We start from the raw sequence: 18,928 nt of genomic DNA on the forward strand, positions 1-18,928 counted from the left end.
ACCTCCAGAAAGTTCATAGGGTAATTAATCTATACAACACGCTTTATCTAAAATGCTTACAGCACGATAATCCAAAGGTGTTGCAACCCTCTTGCCACTAGTTAACCTTTTGATTTTAAATTGAATAATAAAATATACAATTATATTGTTGGTGGTTTGAGCAGCAAGAGTGCAAGGTTTTGCACCAAAAAAGATCAGCGGGGAAAACACAGCAGTGATGAACCAAACGATAAACAAGCTCAAATGGGCAGATACAAAAATGCCAGCAAATGCTGGCATTTTTCAAATCTAATGGTTACATCACAACCACTACTTAAGTAAAGCCTCAGATGTACGGCCATCATCATGGCAACTATCACAAGTTGGCTTTTCACCTACACTCATGTCGTGAGGCGCATGACAGTCAGCACACATCAGATTGCCATCATGTGGCTGGTGAACGGCGTCCATCTCAGCCAAAGTTCCATGACAACTTTGGCACTGCTCAAACTCATAGGCACCATCTGCAGATGGCTCACCATCAGCATGACACGCTTCACACCCATCCATCTCAGCATGCATCTCTGCTAACTCTTGTGGTTCAGCCATCGCAACCGGAGATAACGCTAACGTAGCTAAAACTGCACCGAATAACACACTCAAAAATTTACTCATCACAATAATATCCTTTTAATAGAACTGCATAGTAAAGTTTTATATTAAGTAACTTCATCTTGCAACCTAAAACCCTAGCACGATATTGCATAAAACAGCTTAAGAAATACAATTTCGCAACCTTATATTAATGAGACCTTATCAACTCCGGCAGTAATTAAATGTGATCTCTATCAAATATATCCCTAAGTATCTGATTCATATTCAAAGTGAGGTTAAAACTAAACTAACGGATACTTTTCAAGCACAAAAAAACGGGAACCTAAGTTCCCGTTTTAATTTACTGATATCTCTATTTTTAGCTATTACGTAAGGCAGCAATACGCTTTTCTAGAGGTGCGTGCTGACATCATTAGTTTAGACACTCTCTATTTTCTAGCTATTACGTAAAGCAGCTATACGCTTTTCTAGGGGTGCGTGCTGACATCATTAGTTCAGACACTCTCTATTTTCTAGCTATTACGTAAAGCAGCTATACGCTTTTCTAGGGGTGGATGACTCATCATAAAATCAGACATAGATCGCTTACCAGTGATACCAAGTGCTGACATTTGCGCAGGTAAAGCACCGGTTTCAGGGCCTTGGCGTAAACGCTCAAGTGCAGCAATCATCTTCTCTTTCCCTGCAAGTTTAGCAGCGCCTTCATCGGCCTTGAACTCACGAATACGTGAGAAGTAGGCCACGATCATAGAAGCTAAGATACCAAATAGCATATCAAGTACGAACACTACGCCCATGTAGGCGAACATACCTAGGCCTTCACCCTCTTCGTCATTACTTGAAACGAAATTATCAATAATACCCGCGACGACGCGTGCAGCAAAAATAACAAACGTGTTCACCACACCTTGAATTAACGTCAGGGTAACCATGTCACCATTAGCAATATGGCTCACTTCATGGGCAAGTACACCTTCAATCTCGTCTTGCGTCATGCCGTAAAGCAATCCGCTACTGACGGCGACTAATGCTTTGTCTTTGCTTGGGCCGGTGGCAAAAGCGTTCAATTCAGCAGACTGGTAGATAGCCACTTCAGGCATCTTAATACCAACTTGCTCAGCTTGACGAGCCACTGTCTCAACCAACCAACGCTCTGTACTATCACGAGGCGTGGTGATCACTTCACAACCCATGGTTTTCTTAGCCATCCACTTAGAGATAGCTAAACTGAGGAAAGCACCGCCGAAACCAAAGATAGCGGCGAACACTAACAGTCCACCCATGGTTGAAGTGTTTACACCCAGTAGTGACATCACAATAGAGGCCACAAGTAAGATTGCAAGGTTAGTCGCAATCAATAAAAAAATACGCATTAATTAAGCTCCAGTTGGGTACATGAGTACCAGATTTTTACATTCTTAAAGACATAATATGTCCTAAAAGCGAAAATTCAAGTGAGAAACGTAAAAATAGTGTCGACTAACCTTTAGATGGTCATAATCAACTCAGTTCGAACTTGCTTTAAACTCGCTAAAAATAAAGAAGATGCAGTCTAGAAGCCTTATATTAAGCCAGTCTTAAAAAAATGGGAGGGTCTCATGTTAAGCGATAAAAAGGCCATTAAACTTTGTTCATCCTTTAATACTTAAGCAGTGATATTTGATAGGTAACGACGTGCCATCTCAGCACTAGCTGTGTTTAAGTGTGGAATAATACCAATACAAGTGGCGGTCATCATTTGATCTAGACTGGCAATATTGTCTTCAAGACAAGCAGTATCAGGATCGACGATATTACCCACCCAACCCGCAATCTTTACACCGTCGGCTAAAATTGCTTCTTGGGTCAAAATAGCATGATTTAAGCAGCCTAGTTTGATGCCCACGACGAGGATAACCGGTAAAGAAAGTTGTTGAACGACTTGTGATAAGTAACCACCATCGCCCAATGGCAAGCGCCATCCTCCAGCCCCTTCCACAAGACAAAAATCATGTTCATCAACCAAAGACAAAGTAGGCGTCAGATGATTAAGTACACACTGCGCCGAGATATCCGTTCCTGTTTGCACAGCAGCAATATGCGGCGCGATGGCTGGTTGAAATGAGATAGGGTTCACTTGAGAATAAGTTAACTCAATACTCGATTGTGAAATTAAGCTGAGCGCGTCTGAATTTCTTAGTCCTGAAACCGTCTCCTCACAGCCTGAAGCGATAGGTTTTAAACCTAAGGTCTTTTTACCTTGATGCTTTGCCTGACAAAGCAGCGCCGATGAGACCAAGGTTTTTCCACAGTCCGTATCCGTACCTGTGACGAAATAGATCATCTGTTACCTTCTCTCAATATGTAATCGTGCAATCTGATAGGTCAAAGGTAACCCTTTTTCCTGTCGCATACTTTCAGCCTTGTCTAACAACTTCTGCCAATCACCTCGACCACGTATCCCACTGTTTGATACTGATTGACTCAAGTTTGATACTGAAGCATCAGCATGAATAGAAGCGCCGACGCCTTTAATTGAATAGAGCAATGCTTTTAAATCGTCAAAGCACACCGTAATAGCCTCGAGATTGGCCACCTTAATCAACCAAATCTCGGGATCAAACTGTGAAACAATGTCACTCAAACCTCTAAAGGAGTTAGCCCTAAAACCCAACGCTGTTAACTCAGGTAAACTGCCTTCTGCCACCATGGCTAAGTGATAATCACCGCCGGATTTCAGTACCGACGCAGTGCTCGAAAAAGATTGCCTGATATCATCACACCACTGCAAAGCAAGATTGGAATACACGGTATCGACAGTACCAGCAGGAAGGGGAATCACTTTGGCATTCGCACATATGGTTTCATATGCAGGAAACTGACTCGCCACTTGCTCAAGCATTCCTTGGGCAATATCAAGTGCAATCACTTTATCTAAATGTATAAAATCACTAAAATCTGTACCTGGACCACAACCAATATCGAGTAAAACCCCACTTGGGTTCATCTGGTTAAGCAGCTGCTGTGCAGACATTTTCTGTAAACTATTGTGCTGGGAGTAGGTTTTAGCTGCCGCTGAAAAACGCTCGGCTACAATACTGGCTTTCATTTTATGTTTAACCCCATCACTCACTACTACGGGCCTCATCTCTACGCTCTCATCTAACAGCAAGTTTAATCATTAACGATTCTAAAACTTCAATTTTCATGGATGTTATCTGATACCAATCAATATAAGAAGTTGATCTACTCAGAGTGTTTTTTGGCAAACTAATTCAAGGCGAATGGATGACATAATGGTTGTTCCCTTATGAGTTCATTCAACACAGAAGTAGGCAGCCAAAAACACTCCTTACAGGCAAGTTTTAGCGGTTCTGATGCTGTGTTAACGAGCTTAACCGTAGAATAACTATGCTCTACACTCGTTGCCTTGCCTCAGGACCGCTAAACTCTCGCTGAGCGATCAAATCTTTATACTGATTGGTATGAGTGCCAATGCTAACGCGCTCACTAATTTATCTATGTCACTTTTTGTGTGCAAAGCTGTGATGGTGATCCTTAGCCTTGCACTCCCTTTAGGCACTGTTGGCGGCCGAATTGCGCCGACCCAGACACCTAAGGTTTTTAATTGTTGTGCAACGGCTAATGTTTTATCTACATCACCGATAATCAAAGGTTGAATAGGGGTGACAGAACCGCTCAAGGATATTTCGACACTCGCACAAACTTGCTTAAAATAAGCGATATTATCCGTCAAGGTTAGCGCGCTTTGCGATGGTTCTTGGCTCAATTTCACCGCAGCTAACGCAAGGCTAGCACTGGTTGGTGACAGCGCCGTCGAATAGATGTACTCGCGTGCGTTGGAAACCAGAAAATCGATAAGCATCTGACTGCCAAGAATTGCAGCCCCCTGACAGCCTAAGGCTTTACCGAACGTCACCACTTGGATATCTGCGACTTCAGCATTGGCTGGCATCACATTCGGTGGTAAAGCCAACTGAATGCCGAACCCATGTGCATCATCAACAATCAACCAAGCATCGTGTTTTCGACATAAACGGGACAATGCCGCTAGCGGCGCGCAGTCGCCATCCATACTGAAAATACTCTCAGTGACCAACGCCTGCGGCTTATGTTTTTCAAGTAACCGCTCAGCACTAACAAGATCATTATGCAAAAAACGCTTAAAACTGACCTGACTGTCACTCAGGCCATCAATGATTGAGGCATGCACTAATTTATCAGCCACCACGCAGTCACCGCTGTCGAACAGGGTTTTCATCAACGCGGTATTGGCACTGAAACCAGAGCAGAAAAGCAGACCAGCTTCATGACCTGTCACTCGGCAAAGTTGTTGTTCAAGCAACTGATGAGCTTGACTATAACCTGTCACTAAAGGAGATGAACCACTGCCGACGCCATACTCTTGTGCACTGAGGTTCAATGCTGATAACAACTCTGGCGCCTGAGTTAACCCTAAATAATCATTACTGCTAAAGTTCAGATAATCGACACCATCGACCAAAAAATGCATCGACGGCTTAGTCAATTGAACTCGAACTGAATCTATTTTTTGTCTTCGTCTCAACAATCCAGCTTGTTTAAGCTGGGCTTGCCTCGCTTTGATTTTGTCAGCCAAAGAGACTGGCTTAACCTCAAGTTTATCTGCAGATTCATTCGTCACAAAATGTTGACCTATTACAGTGCGGCAGCGTCATAAAAAGCGGCACTTTGCTTATCTTTAATGGCATTAACCTTAGCTGTCGCCTTTTCAAATACCGCCTTATCTTCTTCAATACTGGCGTACTGTCCCTGTTCTGGATGTAGACCAAGACGCTTAAACAATGACATATCTTCATTTTCTTCTGGGTTATTGGTGGTCAATAATTTACAGCCGTAGAAAATCGAGTTAGCACCAGCAAAGAAACACATAGCCTGCATCTCATCGCTCATTTTCTCACGGCCAGCCGACAAACGAACCCGAGACAATGGCATCAAGATACGGGCGACAGCAATGGTTCTCACAAAGACCAGCGGATCGAGATCATCAATATTTTCAAATGGCGTACCCGCCACTTTAACTAGCATGTTAATCGGTACAGAATCCGGATGCTGCTCCATATTAGCCAGCTGTTGCAGTAAACCAGAGCGATCACTTGCTTGCTCCCCCATACCCACAATGCCTCCGGAGCAGACTTTCATGCCCGCTGCACGCACATTGGACAAAGTATCGAGCCTATCTTGATAAGTACGAGTTGTAATGATGTCGCCATAATATTCTGGTGACGTATCTAAGTTATGGTTGTAGTAATCTAAGCCAGCTTCGGCGAGCTCTCCGGCCTGATCTGGTGACAACATACCTAAGGTCATGCACGTTTCCATGCCCATAGATTTGACCTCGCGGACCATATCTTTCAGGTATGGCATGTCGCGCGCATGAGGATTTCGCCAAGCGGCGCCCATACAAAAACGTGATGCGCCAGCAGCTTTAGCACTACGGGCTTCGGTCAACACCTTATCAATCTCAATCAAACGCTCTTTCTCAAGACCGGTATCGTAACGCGCACTTTGAGGGCAGTATTTGCAATCTTCCGGACAAGCGCCGGTTTTAATTGATAACAAACGACTGATTTGAATCTCATTTGGATCGTAAACTTGACGATGTAAAGAGTGTGCCTTAAACAGTAGGTCATTCATTGGCAAAGAAAAAAGTGCTTCTATTTCTTCACGTTCCCAATCATGACGCAGTTGTATTTCCGACATAAACCCTACCTTTTCAGCTCTATTTAATTTGTTTTTATCTTGCCTAGGATACCTGCAAGCCGTAATCTGTCAATGCCATCTAGCTAACAAGGTTTACTAACGGTCAATTTATGAACACGCCTATCGATTCAAATACCCTTGCAAATAACAGCTCAATCGACTTCGAGTTTGATAAGCAGCATATCTGGCATCCCTATACTTCGATGAATAATGCCTTGCCCGCATTTGGTGTTGCCTCAGCAAAAGAGTGTGAGCTCACACTCCATGATGGCCGCAAACTTGTCGATGGCACCAGTTCTTGGTGGGCCTGTGTTCACGGTTACAGCCACCCCAAGATTATCCAAGCCATGCAGCACCAACTCAGCACATTGAGCCATGTTATGTTTGGTGGCATCACCCATCAGCCCGCGATTGAATTATCAAAAAAGCTAGTGGAAATCACCAGCCCAAAGCTAACTAAAGTATTCTTAGCCGATTCAGGATCCATTGCCGTCGAAGTGGCACTTAAAATGGCGCTACAGTATTGGCAAGGACGAGAGCAGCCACAAAAGCAGCGTATTCTTACGGTCAAATCCGGCTACCACGGTGACACATTTGCAGCCATGAGTGTCTGCGATCCCGAAGGCGGCATGCACACCATGTTCGGTGACTCCGTCACCCAACATGAGTTTGTTAGTGCCCCACAGACTAAATTTGGCCAGACCTTTGATGCAAGCGAACTCGATGAGATGCGCGCTAAGCTGGAATCTAAGCACCACACCATAGCCGCAATCATTATCGAGCCTGTCTTACAAGGTGCTGGCGGCATGCGCTTTTACAGCCCCGAATATCTGATTGGTCTGCGTAAGCTATGTGATGAATTCAATGTACTGCTTATTCTTGATGAAATAGCCACGGGATTTGGCCGTACAGGTAAACTGTTTGCTTATGAACACACACAAACTCATGGCCAAATGGTAGAAGCCGATATTCTCTGTTTAGGCAAGGCCCTAACCGGCGGTTACATCTCCCTCGCGGTCACCCTATGCAGTGACGAGGTTGCCCAGGGGATCAGTGACTCACCTGCTGGCGTCTTTATGCATGGCCCTACCTTTATGGGTAATCCACTGGCCTGTTCTGCTGCCTCTGCTAGCTTAGACCTGCTCGCAAATAATGAATGGCAGGCCCAAGTCTGTGCCATAGAAGCGCAATTAACCGATGAGCTTGCAGAAGCCATTCATTTTCCAGAGGTTAACGATGTGCGAGTATTAGGCGCGATTGGTGTCATAGAGATGAATTCAACCGTTAACACCGCCGAGTTACAGCAGCAGTTTGTCGATTTAGGCGTCTGGATCAGACCATTCTCGAACCTTATTTACATTATGCCACCCTATGTTATCTCAAAAGAGCAACTCAGCAAGCTAACCAGAGCCATGAAAACGGTTGCAAGAAACATCACTGTTTCAGATCAACAACCTAAATTCATTAGCCACGGATAAGCTTAACGAGTGAAAATGGGGATATGCCTTACCCAGCACCTGTGTCATCTGTTTTTGACCAGGTGCCATAATGGATAGCAGAGTTAACATCTCGTCTCGGCTGCCAGCCTAATGTTTCCAATTCAGGTTTATCTTTGAAATGCGAAACATAGCCAACACACAGGTAAGCAATAATCTCTATCTCTTCAGGAATATTAAGCGCTTGACGTAATACAGAATCATGAATAATACTCACCCATCCTACACCTAAGTTTTCAGCTCTCGCTGCCAACCAAAGGTTTTGCACCGCACACACACTGCTAAACAGATCCATTTCAGCTTTAATCGTACGACCTAATACCACCGGACCATTACGGTTACGATCGCATGTCACACAGATCCCTAAAGGGGCTTCTAAAATGCCTTCTAATTTCAGCTTACTGTACTGCTCAGCTCTATCTCCATCAAATTGAGTCGCTGAAGTTGAATTGGCGACATCAAAACCCGCTTTTATCTTCTCTTTAGTGTGCGCCTCTTGCACCAATACAAAGTCCCAAGGTTGCATAAACCCAACACTGGGTGCATGGTGAGCAGCGGTTAATACCCGTAGCAGCACCTCTTCAGGGATCGGTTCTGGGGAAAATTCGCCGCGAACATCCCTTCGCGTAAAAATAGTTTTATAGACAGCATCACGTTCTTTTTCGGTTATTTTCATAGGAGACTAAAGAGGTCGTAAGAGAAGTTAAGCGGATTATCTAACAAGGGGAACAAGAGCGCGAGGTTTTTGTCTCAAAATGCACAAAATTCAATAAGGTACCATCTTAATTAACGTTAAAGTTGAGCTAACTTGGGGTGCTCAGCTATAACCCCAAGTGGTATCGATAAGTATGAGTGATTACCTTTCGATCATTCGAACCATTTTTGCCAGTTTTCATTGGCACTTTTATGGGACAAAATCCCAGAGTTAAGCGCGTTCATAAAGGTTTCAGCCTGCTCCATGCCAAAGCCAGCCTGTTCAAAATTCAGCATCTGAATATTACCAATAAGTTTAAAGGGGCTAGATTGGAACATTTGGTAAAGTTCAATAGGCTGAGCTAAATCATTTGACCAGGCCTTAATCAGATAAACATCTTGTTTAGTGCCATCTTCCAGCTCAACAACACCTTCCTGAGCGTATGCCCAAGCATCTACCGAAGCTTGCTGATCCTCTATTGCTTTATGTGCAAGTTCTATCGCCTCTTGCTGGGTTGCAGCCTCGAAATTCTGAACTTCTCTTTTAGCGCCAGATTGTAAAATAAGATACGGGACCATTAATTCACCGTTTTGCCCACTGCCAATAAATGCAGTGTGCGCCAACGTTAACCCAACAAAGTTTCCGATTAACTCTATGTTCATTCATTTATCCTTGTCTATTGGCCTATCAATTAAAAATAGACCTAATTAAGCATCTTGTCGTCGATTAATTAACTGGTAACAGGTTATAAAACCTAGATATATTAAAAGATACCTGATTTAACGTCACCAATCGAGTAAAAAATGTTCGACTTAAGCAGTAATAGACCAAATAGGGTTGAGATTAACTCACTGCAGGTTGCTGGACTCTAGGCTTCCATTCCCACCACTGCATCTGTTCATCAGAGACATGCTTATGAATTTTATCAGTTTGTTGCTTATAAGAGCGGCTCTGGTATATATCCCAGGTGATAAGATAATCTGGGTTAGTCACCGTCAGCCCCTCAACACTTGTGTGGAATTGACCTTTTGGCGCATTGAACCAGCAAGTCAGATCCGTTGGGATCAGGAACTCTTTAACCGATGTTGGTGTATTTTTGTTACTGTTAACTTGCTTATCCCTCCCCTCAGACTTTAGTTGTTCGAACAGCGCTATCATTATGCCTTTGTCGGCATCATAGGAGGTGACCTTTCCAGCCAAAAGGGACTGTTTAAGCATCTCACCTTCGGCAGTAAAATAGGTAAGTCCAATCAAACACGTTTTCTCTATCATGGTTTCCAGTGTCAACATACTCACCTCTCGTTATTATTTTTTATTCAGTATTTTTTGTTGTTGCACTGCTTTTAATGACTCAATAGCGCAACACCACAAGCTGGGTTATCAGCCAACCCAATGTCTCGTGCATGTTGCTCAAACCCTTTATTTTTCCAGAAAAAAGCGCCAGGCATAGTCGTAGGTATCACTAAGTTATAAAACAGAGCTCGGCCGATAAGTGCGGTAACAAGATTAATCACACTAATAGCTATCCATGCTGCAAGGTAAAGTGATTCATTCGCCGTAAATACGCTTGCATAAATCACCAGTCCAGCTGCTATCAATATATTGAAACCCAGCAGTGAATTACGTAGTAGGTAAGTTTTACCGAAGGTAGTGCACTGCACATAATGCGCCGCTCCGCCCTCATTTTCGCTACGGTTGAGCGTGTGATTATGAGCTTTTAAACCTAGTGCCTCGATAATCAAACCCAGTAAGAAAAACACACCCAAAATTTCAACTACGCCTTGGTTCGCTTGGTTCGGCAGTGATTCGGTTTTAAAGAATATCAACATCAGTACACTACTGACCGTCGCACCGATAGACAAACTATTGCCGACAAAACTACTAGCTGTTTGCCAATGGTTCCAAAAGGGTCTCGCTTTGATTTGGTAACATTGATTCATATAATACAAGCCTGCCGCTCCCGAAATACAGGCTATCCCCCCACTCACTTCAACAAAACTTGCCCACGGAAATAACGTGTTAAGCGTGACGGTATCCACTCCAGCGCTGTGCAAGATTGACATTACCCACGCATTGCTAGGCATCAAAAACAGTACGGTAAGTCCCATGAAGGCAGAAAACAGGGCTAAACCTAACCCTTCTCGGCTCATAGGCGAGTAACGCAAGTTATTAAAACCACGGTAGAAGCGAAACGGTTTTCCTAAGTGCGTCACGCTCATAAATAAACCTAGGGAGGTCATGCCAATCGAGAGTAAGACCAAAGGCAAAAAGAAATTTGAGTCGGTAAATTGGATAAAAAACTCTATGCCAGCTAAAGAACCTATAAACGGGATCATAAATGTCCCCAGCGCCCCTTGCGCCAATAACGTAAATAATACCAGTGGGTTTTCACGGCTGTTCAGTTTTGACAGGTTCCAATGCCTTTGTTTACCCGCTTTTTGATCCACCACAGGTAAATACTGGCCACTCTCATCCTTATGGTACTTCACTGGCATGTCGTCAGTTCTCGTCATCTCCTCAGGCAAAGTTTTAGTCTGTTGAAAACGAATATTGGGCTGAGTGATATCAGGTGATGGAAACCCAGGAATACTGGTTTTACATTGCTGACGATTTTCAGGAGTGTTTTCAATCACACCAAAATCCAATGCATTACCTACACAAGCAGAAACGCACGCAGGTTTTAGCCCAACTTCGAGGCGATCTACACACATGTTGCACTTTGAGACTTGCCCTTTCACTGGATCTAACTGTGGTGCATTATATGGACAAACCCAAGTGCAGTATCCACAGCCAAAGCAGGTTTCAGGATCTTGCAACACAGCGCCATATTCAGCATGTTTAGTGTATGCCCGTGTCGGGCACCCCTTTAAACATACGGGATCGTCACAGTGATTACACGCCATGGAGATATTCATCCGCTTATAATCTGGGTATGACCCGCCTTCAACATAACCCACAGAGCGAAATGCTAAATGGGCCGGATTATCATTTTTCTCTGAACAGGCTGACTCACAAGCATGGCAACCGATACAGTTATCAGCAGTGAAGAAGAAACCATGCTGCTTATTGCGTTCAGGATTACTACCAACCTCTGGATTACCATTAATAAACAGTGAGCGACCGACCGGATTCTCAGTTAATTCAACCAGATCGATACGTTTGCCGTAGCGGTTCTCTACTTCACTCGGCGTTTTTGGCAAATAGGCATAGGCTTGTTCTTCACTGCGCACTTCCCAGTGATTTGAGCGACCTACTTGTTCTTGGCCCGCTTTAGGTGTACTCACTTTACCCGGGAACTCAGGGGTAAACACACCGACATCAGCCTCAGGCTTTACTATTGTGGGCTTTGCTTTTTCAGTGATCGGAGAGTTCATCAGTAGTCCTTAGCGTGAGCCATAAATTAATAATTTTTCAAAGCTTAAAATGCACGTCGCTCTGCATTGATGCGGGCGGCTTCGACTTGGTCAATGGGTTCAATGCGCGTACTGCACTGCTTAAAAGCAGGTTGCCTTGAATATGGATCGAGTAAGCCAAGGGTTAAACGATTGACACAATCATGGAAATGAAACGGAATAAACACCATGTTACGCGGCACCCGCTGGGTAAGCTGCACCATGACAACCGCATCGCCACGTCTGCTGGTTAAGCGCACATAGGTTTGATGCTTAACCCCTAAGGCCTTAGCCGCATCAGGGTTCATCTCCATGTAAGCCGTAGGACTGAACTTATTACAGTTGCCAATTTTTCCCGTGCGGGTTCGGGTATGAAAGTGCTCTACCACTCGGCCACTATTCAACCAGAAAGGATATTCTGCACAGGGCTGCTCATTGTTATTGTAAAAATGGATAGGTAGGAGGTTGGCTTTACCATTGGCGGTAGGAAAAACACCGTCACTGTAAAGTCTAACTTGACCTTTTAGCCCGATATCCCCGTCTCGGAACGGCCACTGTATCCCTTTAGCTGCTAAAATTTTAGCGTAGGTCATCCCTGAAATATCCAGATTTCTTGGCTGACCATTGGCCATCTTGCCCTTAGAAAGGTATTTCATCTCCTCAAATGCCTCTTGGGGCGATTCAGGAAAATGAACCCTCTGGCCATTATCAAAACGCTTAGCCATCTGATTAAAGATCCAAAAATCTGGCTTTGAGTTTTTATAGGGTGGCAAGACATTACTAATAAGGTTAACCCTACGCTCAGTGTTGGTGTGAGTGCCCTCCTTTTCGGCCCACACCGAAGCTGGCAAATACACGTGAGCATATTGATTGGTTTCAACATCTTGATAAACATCTTGAATAACCAAGAAGTCTAACTTCTCCAACGCTTTGCGAATTCGTGCCGTGTTGGGCATCGAAGTCATGGGGTTGGTAGCGACAATCCACAGGCCTTTTATCTCGCCGGTTTCTATCGCTGGGAAGATATCCGTCTCGGCAAGACCACGTTTTTTAGGGAAAAAATCTGCATCGATTCCCCAAAAGTCAGCGATCTCATTGCGATCGGCTTCATTCTCTAGATAGCGGTAACCTGGCAGCCCCGAACACGATGACCACTCCCGCGTCCCCATGGCATTACACTGACCCGTTATTGACAAGCTCGTTCCACCGGGCTTACCAATATTACCGGTCACCATATTGAGGTTGTTGATATTGGCAACGCCATCAGAACCATGGGTTGACTGATTAATTCCCATGGTCCAAATACTCATGGCTGTAGGAGCTTTTGCATAAATGCGTGCCACGTTACGTATGGTATCTTCATCAATTCCGCAGACATGCTGTGCAGACTTAGGGTTATAGTCCTGAACGAGTGCCTTTACCTCATTAAAGCCTTGGGTATGGGCATCAATGTAGGCTTGATCTTGTAAGCCTTCATTGATGATGACGTACATCATGGCGTTAATTAACACGCAATCCGTGCCCGGCGTAATAGGCAGATGAATATCGGCAAATTGCGCTAACATGGTCACGCGAGGATCGACCACGATTAAGGGGAAATGACGTTTTTCAAGGGCTTCTTTAAGTCGCCAATAGATAATGGGGTGTTGTTCAGGAAGGTTTGAACCAAACGCCATTAGACAGTGAGTATGTTCAAAATCATCATAACAGCCCGGTGGCCCGTCAGCCCCAAATGAGCGTTTATAGCCACTTACCGCTGATGCCATACACAAGGTCGTGTTGCCATCATAGTTATTGGTGCCTATCACACCGCGAGCCAGCTTACCTAAGGTATAAAACTCCTCAGTTAACAACTGACCTGACGACACGATAGCAAAAGAGTCACGACCATATTGTTGTTGGATCCGCTTTATCTGAGCCGCCGTGGTATCTAAAGCATGATCCCAAGATGTAGATTTGAAACTATCGAAATGTTTGTCTCGGATCAGTGGTTCAGTTCCTCTGCCCGGACTTTCAAATAGCTCATGCTCGAGTATTCCTTTTATGCACAACTTACCGCGGTTAACATCCGCGCCAGCATGTCCTCTTGTGGTGACGATTTTTTGTTGCTCATCTAAGCCAATCTCTATAGAGCACCCCGTAGAACAGTAATTACAAGTGGTGTATTTCCACTCTTTTACTTGCTTGCTTGGTATAACAATCGGTTTTCTTTTTTTGCGACCAAACAACATATCTACCCAACCTCTAACAATTATCCCTATGTCCGTAGCATTGCAGCAGTCATGCCAAACATTTAGTCGTTAAAAATCAAAATGATAAATAAAATCACAGCAAAAATAATGAGCAATTTAAGTGCTATCGCCTTGTTTTGGTGCAAATTTACAAATAAATATAAAATTTAATTCTTTCACTGTAGTTTCAAACACTAGCCTTGAATTTTTTAACGCGTTAAGATGAATAATTGAAATAATAAGCCTGTGTCTATCATTCGAAATCCGTACAATAGATAGCTATAATTTCAAGGTGTAAAGGTTATTCAGGGTTAACCTTTATTTTAAATAAAATCGGACTTTATTTAAAAATAAAAGGGAGTTGTTTTATGGCGTATATTATTGATCCAGTATCAAGTTCCAAAATTTATCTCTATGCTCACCACAGCTTTGGACGGTTAGCTTATTCCGTTAATACATTAATCAGTCAACCTGATATCTCAAAAATCCATGCAATCATAGAGTGGAATAATGGCATTTGGTCCATTAGGGATATCAGCACTAACGGCTGTTGGCTGAATAAGATAAAAATCTTTAGCAATAAACGATATCCTCTCAAAGCAGGGGATAAAATCAACTTTGCCTCTCTGGATAATCAAGAGTATCGCTTAGAGAGTGTTGACGCTCCAGCCGATCTTCTTATTCCTTGCACAAGCCAAGACAGCAAGCATCTTGAGCAAGCCATCACACTTGGAGAGTATAATCTTCTCCCTCAAGAAAACCCTGAACTGGCGCTATTTCGCGACAGAAAAATGGAGACATGGAAAGTGTCATCGATTGACTGTGAAACCGATGACAGCTGCACACTGGCAGAAGATGAAATAATCGAATTTCAACAGCAGAAGTGGCAACTACACCTTAGCCATCTGGAGCCATTAACCCAAGCGCTGCAAGCCTCACAATTAACCCTTGAAGATATCACTTTCGATTTTTATCTGAGTTTAGATGAAGAGGTATCACAACTAAAAGTGCATACCCCTGAATCAATCTTAGATCTCCATGTACGAAGTCATCACTATTTAACCCTGAATTTAGCCAGATACCGTTCATTAAGTGCTGAACAGGGGTTAGATGAGTCAGAACAGGGCTGGGTGTATGCTGAGCAACTCGTGAAAGATCTGGGAATAGAGATCCATCATCTTAATATTCAAATCCATAGAGCCAGAAAACAGTTCAGTGACAGCATTAATGTTAATGACGCCGAATATATAATTCAAAGACAGGCAGGAAAAATTCGCTTTGGCAGCACCCATTTTAATATTTATAAGGGCCATAAACTTGAGTGTGGCTTGCATCAAACGAATAAGCTTTCATCAGTAGATACTCAAGTGCAATATGAAACGAAACTCCAATAATCCATTGAACTATTAAGGAGTATTAATCTCTTGAAGCACAACGTTCCCTCACTCCCGCCTAAACTGCCTGAATTTATCTCAGACAATTATACGCTCACCGAGATGCTCGGTGAGGGAGGCATGGGAACCGTCTACCTAGCAAAAGACACTCGGCTACACAGAACCGTCGCCATCAAGGTGCTCCATCGTGTTCCTGAGCAGCAGACACTGACATCGCCACAAATTCAAGCGTTAGATGAAGCCCGATCACTCGCTAAGGTAAATCACCCTAATATTGTTCAGATCTATGACGTGTTGGTGCACCAAGATCAAGTGGCATTGGTGATGGAGTATTTAAGCGGCAAAACACTGCAACAGTTTCAAAATGAGCAGGTAACAACTCTCATTCAAAAACTGCAGATATTGCACCAGATAAGCTTAGGTCTCGATGCTGCCCATCACGTTGGAATTGTCCATTGCGATCTCAAAGCGTCTAACATCATTATCACAGCTCATTCTGATGACAACAGTGTAACCGCTAAGGTTGTTGATTTCGGCATTGCCCAAACTCAACAATTGATAAGAGATACTCAAGCGCTGACTCCTACATCTACTTTAAATGAAAGCCTAGCCAGTCAAGGCAGTAAAATAGCCATGTCCCCAGAGCAACTAGCCGGTCAGCCGATAAACCACTTAAGTGATCTCTTCTCTTTTGGGCTACTAGCGTACAATTTTATCTCAGGTCATCACCCTTTCGGTACAGGCTCTATCAATCAAATCGGTGACAGCATCATTAATCAAAATCCCCGTGATGCATCTGAGCTGATACCTAACATTCCACCAGCATTAGCAAGTTTACTCAATCAGCTTCTGCAGAAGCAGCCAGCAGACAGAGTTCAAAGTGCCAAGCAGGTGGCTGATAAAATAAAGCAAATCATTATCGCTCTAACCCAAGAGGAGATACTACAACAACAAACTGTTGCCAATGCACCAGTATATGATTCATTAACTGCAAATAAAGAAGCGCTAAACCCGACTGGTATAGCGAATGTATTCAATCGAGTGTCAAAGAGAGGTATCGTCTTAATCACTACATTCATCAGCGTACTGGTTATATTACTTCTGACAAGTTATCCATCACTATTAGCCTTAATGAATACCGCACCATCGAGCGCAACGATTAAGCATCAAGTGGTAGTTATTCCTCCAACGCTTGAAAGCACGAACTTAACCGATACAGCAGAATCCAATCTTCTCATGGCAACCATGGACGATGCCATTAGGCAGTACATCATACACAATGACGCGATGCAGTTAATCTCAAGCGCAGAGGTAGATGCCATCGAGGGTGGTATCAATGCCATCGGCAACTATACCGGCGCGACAGATATCCTCACCAGTGAAATCAACTGCGATATCACCCGCTGCAATATTACTCTCTCACGATTGAATAAGAGCTCAAACTCTCAGCGCTGGACAGTGTCAGAGCAGGATCACTGGCCCACGATATTGCAGAACTTCTACGCCACCCACAACGATACTCAGCTGAAAGTAGCTAAGCTATTTTCGGATAACCAGCCTAGAGAACAGGTAAATCAGCAAATTAGTGAACAAGATTACCTGACTTATATTGATCTTTATTCAACAATGTTACTCGAAGGGAAAGTGACGCCAGAATTGATGCAATCTTTAGCTACATTAATTAAGAAAACCCCTTACCTCTATTCCGCCTATTCGCTATATAGAGAAAGTGCATTAAGTTTTTATACCAGTACTAATGATGAAAAGTTTTTTCACCTTTTTAAGGAGATATTAGACCAATCCCCTCCTGAATACAGATACAGTGTTGAACAGGCTATAGATAAGTTCACTATCTATGCTTCCATCAATGAGTTCGACAAAGCCCATACCCAACTAAACATAGCGAAACAGCGTGGCGCTAATAAAGCCACTTTTATTGAATTTCAAGCCTATTTTTTCTTGGCCAGCAATCAATTAGACCTTGCCATAAGCACCTACCAAAAAGCGTTATCTCTGAGGCCAAGTACAAAACTATTATATAACTTAGCACTCAGTTATTGGTGGCAAAGTGATTCAAAACACACTAAAAAAACCTTAAAAACTCTACTTTCAATCAATCCAAAACACTATTTTGCCAATCAACTACTAGCTGATATTTCACTTATCGAGGGAGACTTAGAGCAAGCAATAGCGCTTTATCGTCCCTTAGTGGCAACAAACCATCAAAGTATTGATTTCAGTAACCTTGGACTTAGTTACGCCTTATCAGGCCAATACCAACAAGCACTGCAAATGGCTCAGTTAGCGGTAGATACCAGCCCCAACCACCCAAACTGGATATTAAACTTGGCCGATATTCAATTGATCTTAGGTAAAACAAACCAAGCCCATGTCCACTACCAACAGGTGTTGAATTTAAATCAGGGATTAGAAACTCGAAGTGCTCGGCTACAAAGAGCACAAGCTTATGTTCATATAGGAGAGCACCGAGCGGCAATTAAGGCATTAAATCAATTAAAAAAAATATCCACAAATGATGGTGAGGTATTCTTTGTCGCTGCACTCATATACACACGAATCGGTGAACATATCTCTGCGCTATCTCAGGTCGAAGAAGCACTCAATTCCAACATAGGCGCAGCCTGGTTTAATCTGCCTTGGTTTGATTCACTCTGTGAAATACCGAAGTTCAACCAACTGCTGGAAGAAGCTGACAAGCTTGAGCGTTGCCAGCTGAAAAATTGATGTGACGGCTATTAACCTACCCCATAGGACGCCTCACACCAACCTGTGGATCTTGCGAGTAATGAACAGTAAATTTTCCTTGTGCATCAGTAAAAGGTGGAGTCGGTAGATCTTTTGATGCCACATATCTAAAGGAGATAGTATCTCCTGCAACCGGCGTAGCTGTCACCTGCGCAATGGTCAATATGACTTGTAGCCCATTATCCGCCACCTGACTTGTGACACGATAAGCACTGGCATTTTGTTCCTCATCAAACACGATGCCGCTTTCATAAAAACGCCAACCTGCCGTAATGGCCTTATCACTCATCTTGCCTATGAGTACCGCCCTCTGTAGCAGCTGCAGCTCTTCACTGAGCACCACAGGATTTGTTTCGCTTGGCTTATAAGGCTCAAAACTGATGGTTAATGATGGACATGGACTCGGTATCGGAGCTAACACCCCATTATCGACTCGATAGACCTCAGTGTTCCAAGGGTAGCTCTCATCGGGTGTGATTGAAAAGTAATTAACAGCAGTACTCACGTTCATGTTATTCCCTTCGAACGCAGGTGCTGGAACAATGATCTCGACACCGTCTGCAAGTTCATTGGTCATATTCTCGGCTATGCTCATGATTAATATTCCTTCCATGTAATA

At 43.5% G+C, this 18,928-nt stretch carries 16 protein-coding genes; 3 read left to right on the forward strand and 13 right to left on the reverse strand.

The genetic code is table 11. The features are described 5' to 3' along the window. Window positions 1-24: 24 nt before the first annotated feature. The 7 genes from HWQ47_RS16070 to bioB form a co-directional block, all read right to left on the reverse strand. Window positions 25-279 carry a hypothetical protein gene (locus tag HWQ47_RS16070; RefSeq protein WP_269967074.1) on the reverse strand — a complete coding sequence of 85 codons (255 nt, stop codon included), beginning with the start codon at window positions 277-279 and terminating at the stop codon, window positions 25-27. Between the two features lie 30 nt (window positions 280-309). Next, a complete protein-coding gene (gene cctA / locus HWQ47_RS16075) occupies window positions 310-657 on the reverse strand; it encodes a tetraheme c-type cytochrome CctA (RefSeq protein ID WP_269967075.1) in 348 nt (115 codons plus the stop codon). 449 nt (window positions 658-1,106) lie between these two features. After that, window positions 1,107-1,967: a protease HtpX gene (gene htpX / locus HWQ47_RS16080; RefSeq protein ID WP_269967076.1), complete on the reverse strand. Its 861-nt coding sequence runs from the start codon at window positions 1,965-1,967 to the stop codon at window positions 1,107-1,109. Between the two features lie 272 nt (window positions 1,968-2,239). Further along, window positions 2,240-2,917, reverse strand: coding sequence for a dethiobiotin synthase (gene bioD, locus HWQ47_RS16085; protein WP_442802059.1), 678 nt, complete (start codon window positions 2,915-2,917; stop codon window positions 2,240-2,242). 3 nt (window positions 2,918-2,920) lie between these two features. Next, window positions 2,921-3,721 (reverse strand): methyltransferase domain-containing protein, encoded by an 801-nt coding sequence (locus HWQ47_RS16090; RefSeq protein ID WP_269967077.1) that lies wholly within the window; start codon window positions 3,719-3,721, stop codon window positions 2,921-2,923. A 315-nt stretch (window positions 3,722-4,036) separates the two neighbouring features. Beyond that, a complete protein-coding gene (locus HWQ47_RS16095) occupies window positions 4,037-5,257 on the reverse strand; it encodes an 8-amino-7-oxononanoate synthase (protein WP_269967078.1) in 1,221 nt (406 codons plus the stop codon). Between the two features lie 14 nt (window positions 5,258-5,271). Then, window positions 5,272-6,336: a biotin synthase BioB gene (gene bioB, locus HWQ47_RS16100; RefSeq protein WP_269967079.1), complete on the reverse strand. Its 1,065-nt coding sequence runs from the start codon at window positions 6,334-6,336 to the stop codon at window positions 5,272-5,274. Between the two features lie 110 nt (window positions 6,337-6,446). Here bioB and bioA point away from each other — a divergent pair, with 110 nt between their 5' ends. Continuing rightward, window positions 6,447-7,814: an adenosylmethionine--8-amino-7-oxononanoate transaminase gene (gene bioA, locus HWQ47_RS16105; RefSeq protein ID WP_269967080.1), complete on the forward strand. Its 1,368-nt coding sequence runs from the start codon at window positions 6,447-6,449 to the stop codon at window positions 7,812-7,814. Window positions 7,815-7,842: 28 nt separating this feature from the next. Here bioA and bluB read toward each other — a convergent pair whose 3' ends face one another. From bluB to HWQ47_RS16130, 5 genes are all read right to left on the reverse strand, one after another. Next, entirely contained in the window at window positions 7,843-8,508 is a 666-nt protein-coding gene (gene bluB / locus HWQ47_RS16110) for a 5,6-dimethylbenzimidazole synthase (RefSeq protein WP_269967081.1), read from the reverse strand. A 191-nt stretch (window positions 8,509-8,699) separates the two neighbouring features. Beyond that, window positions 8,700-9,188: a hypothetical protein gene (locus tag HWQ47_RS16115; RefSeq protein ID WP_269967082.1), complete on the reverse strand. Its 489-nt coding sequence runs from the start codon at window positions 9,186-9,188 to the stop codon at window positions 8,700-8,702. A 181-nt stretch (window positions 9,189-9,369) separates the two neighbouring features. Further along, window positions 9,370-9,816, reverse strand: coding sequence for a hypothetical protein (locus HWQ47_RS16120; RefSeq protein ID WP_269967083.1), 447 nt, complete (start codon window positions 9,814-9,816; stop codon window positions 9,370-9,372). A gap of 53 nt (window positions 9,817-9,869) precedes the next feature. Then, complete coding sequence (locus HWQ47_RS16125) at window positions 9,870-11,900, reverse strand: DmsC/YnfH family molybdoenzyme membrane anchor subunit (RefSeq protein WP_269967084.1); 2,031 nt, start codon at window positions 11,898-11,900, stop codon at window positions 9,870-9,872. Between the two features lie 44 nt (window positions 11,901-11,944). Beyond that, window positions 11,945-14,149 (reverse strand): molybdopterin oxidoreductase family protein, encoded by a 2,205-nt coding sequence (locus HWQ47_RS16130; RefSeq protein WP_269967085.1) that lies wholly within the window; start codon window positions 14,147-14,149, stop codon window positions 11,945-11,947. Between the two features lie 368 nt (window positions 14,150-14,517). Here HWQ47_RS16130 and HWQ47_RS16135 point away from each other — a divergent pair, with 368 nt between their 5' ends. Both HWQ47_RS16135 and HWQ47_RS16140 read left to right on the forward strand, forming a co-directional pair. Next, the gene (locus HWQ47_RS16135; protein WP_269967086.1) at window positions 14,518-15,543 is read left to right on the forward strand and encodes an FHA domain-containing protein; all 1,026 of its coding nucleotides are present in this window, start codon (window positions 14,518-14,520) and stop codon (window positions 15,541-15,543) included. 30 nt (window positions 15,544-15,573) lie between these two features. After that, a complete protein-coding gene (locus tag HWQ47_RS16140) occupies window positions 15,574-18,288 on the forward strand; it encodes a serine/threonine-protein kinase (RefSeq protein WP_269967087.1) in 2,715 nt (904 codons plus the stop codon). Window positions 18,289-18,304: 16 nt separating this feature from the next. Here HWQ47_RS16140 and HWQ47_RS16145 read toward each other — a convergent pair whose 3' ends face one another. Next, complete coding sequence (locus HWQ47_RS16145) at window positions 18,305-18,904, reverse strand: hypothetical protein (protein WP_269967088.1); 600 nt, start codon at window positions 18,902-18,904, stop codon at window positions 18,305-18,307. Between the last annotated feature and the right edge of the window lie 24 nt (window positions 18,905-18,928).

The organism is Shewanella sp. MTB7, from assembly GCF_027571385.1.
Lineage (GTDB): Bacteria > Pseudomonadota > Gammaproteobacteria > Enterobacterales > Shewanellaceae > Shewanella.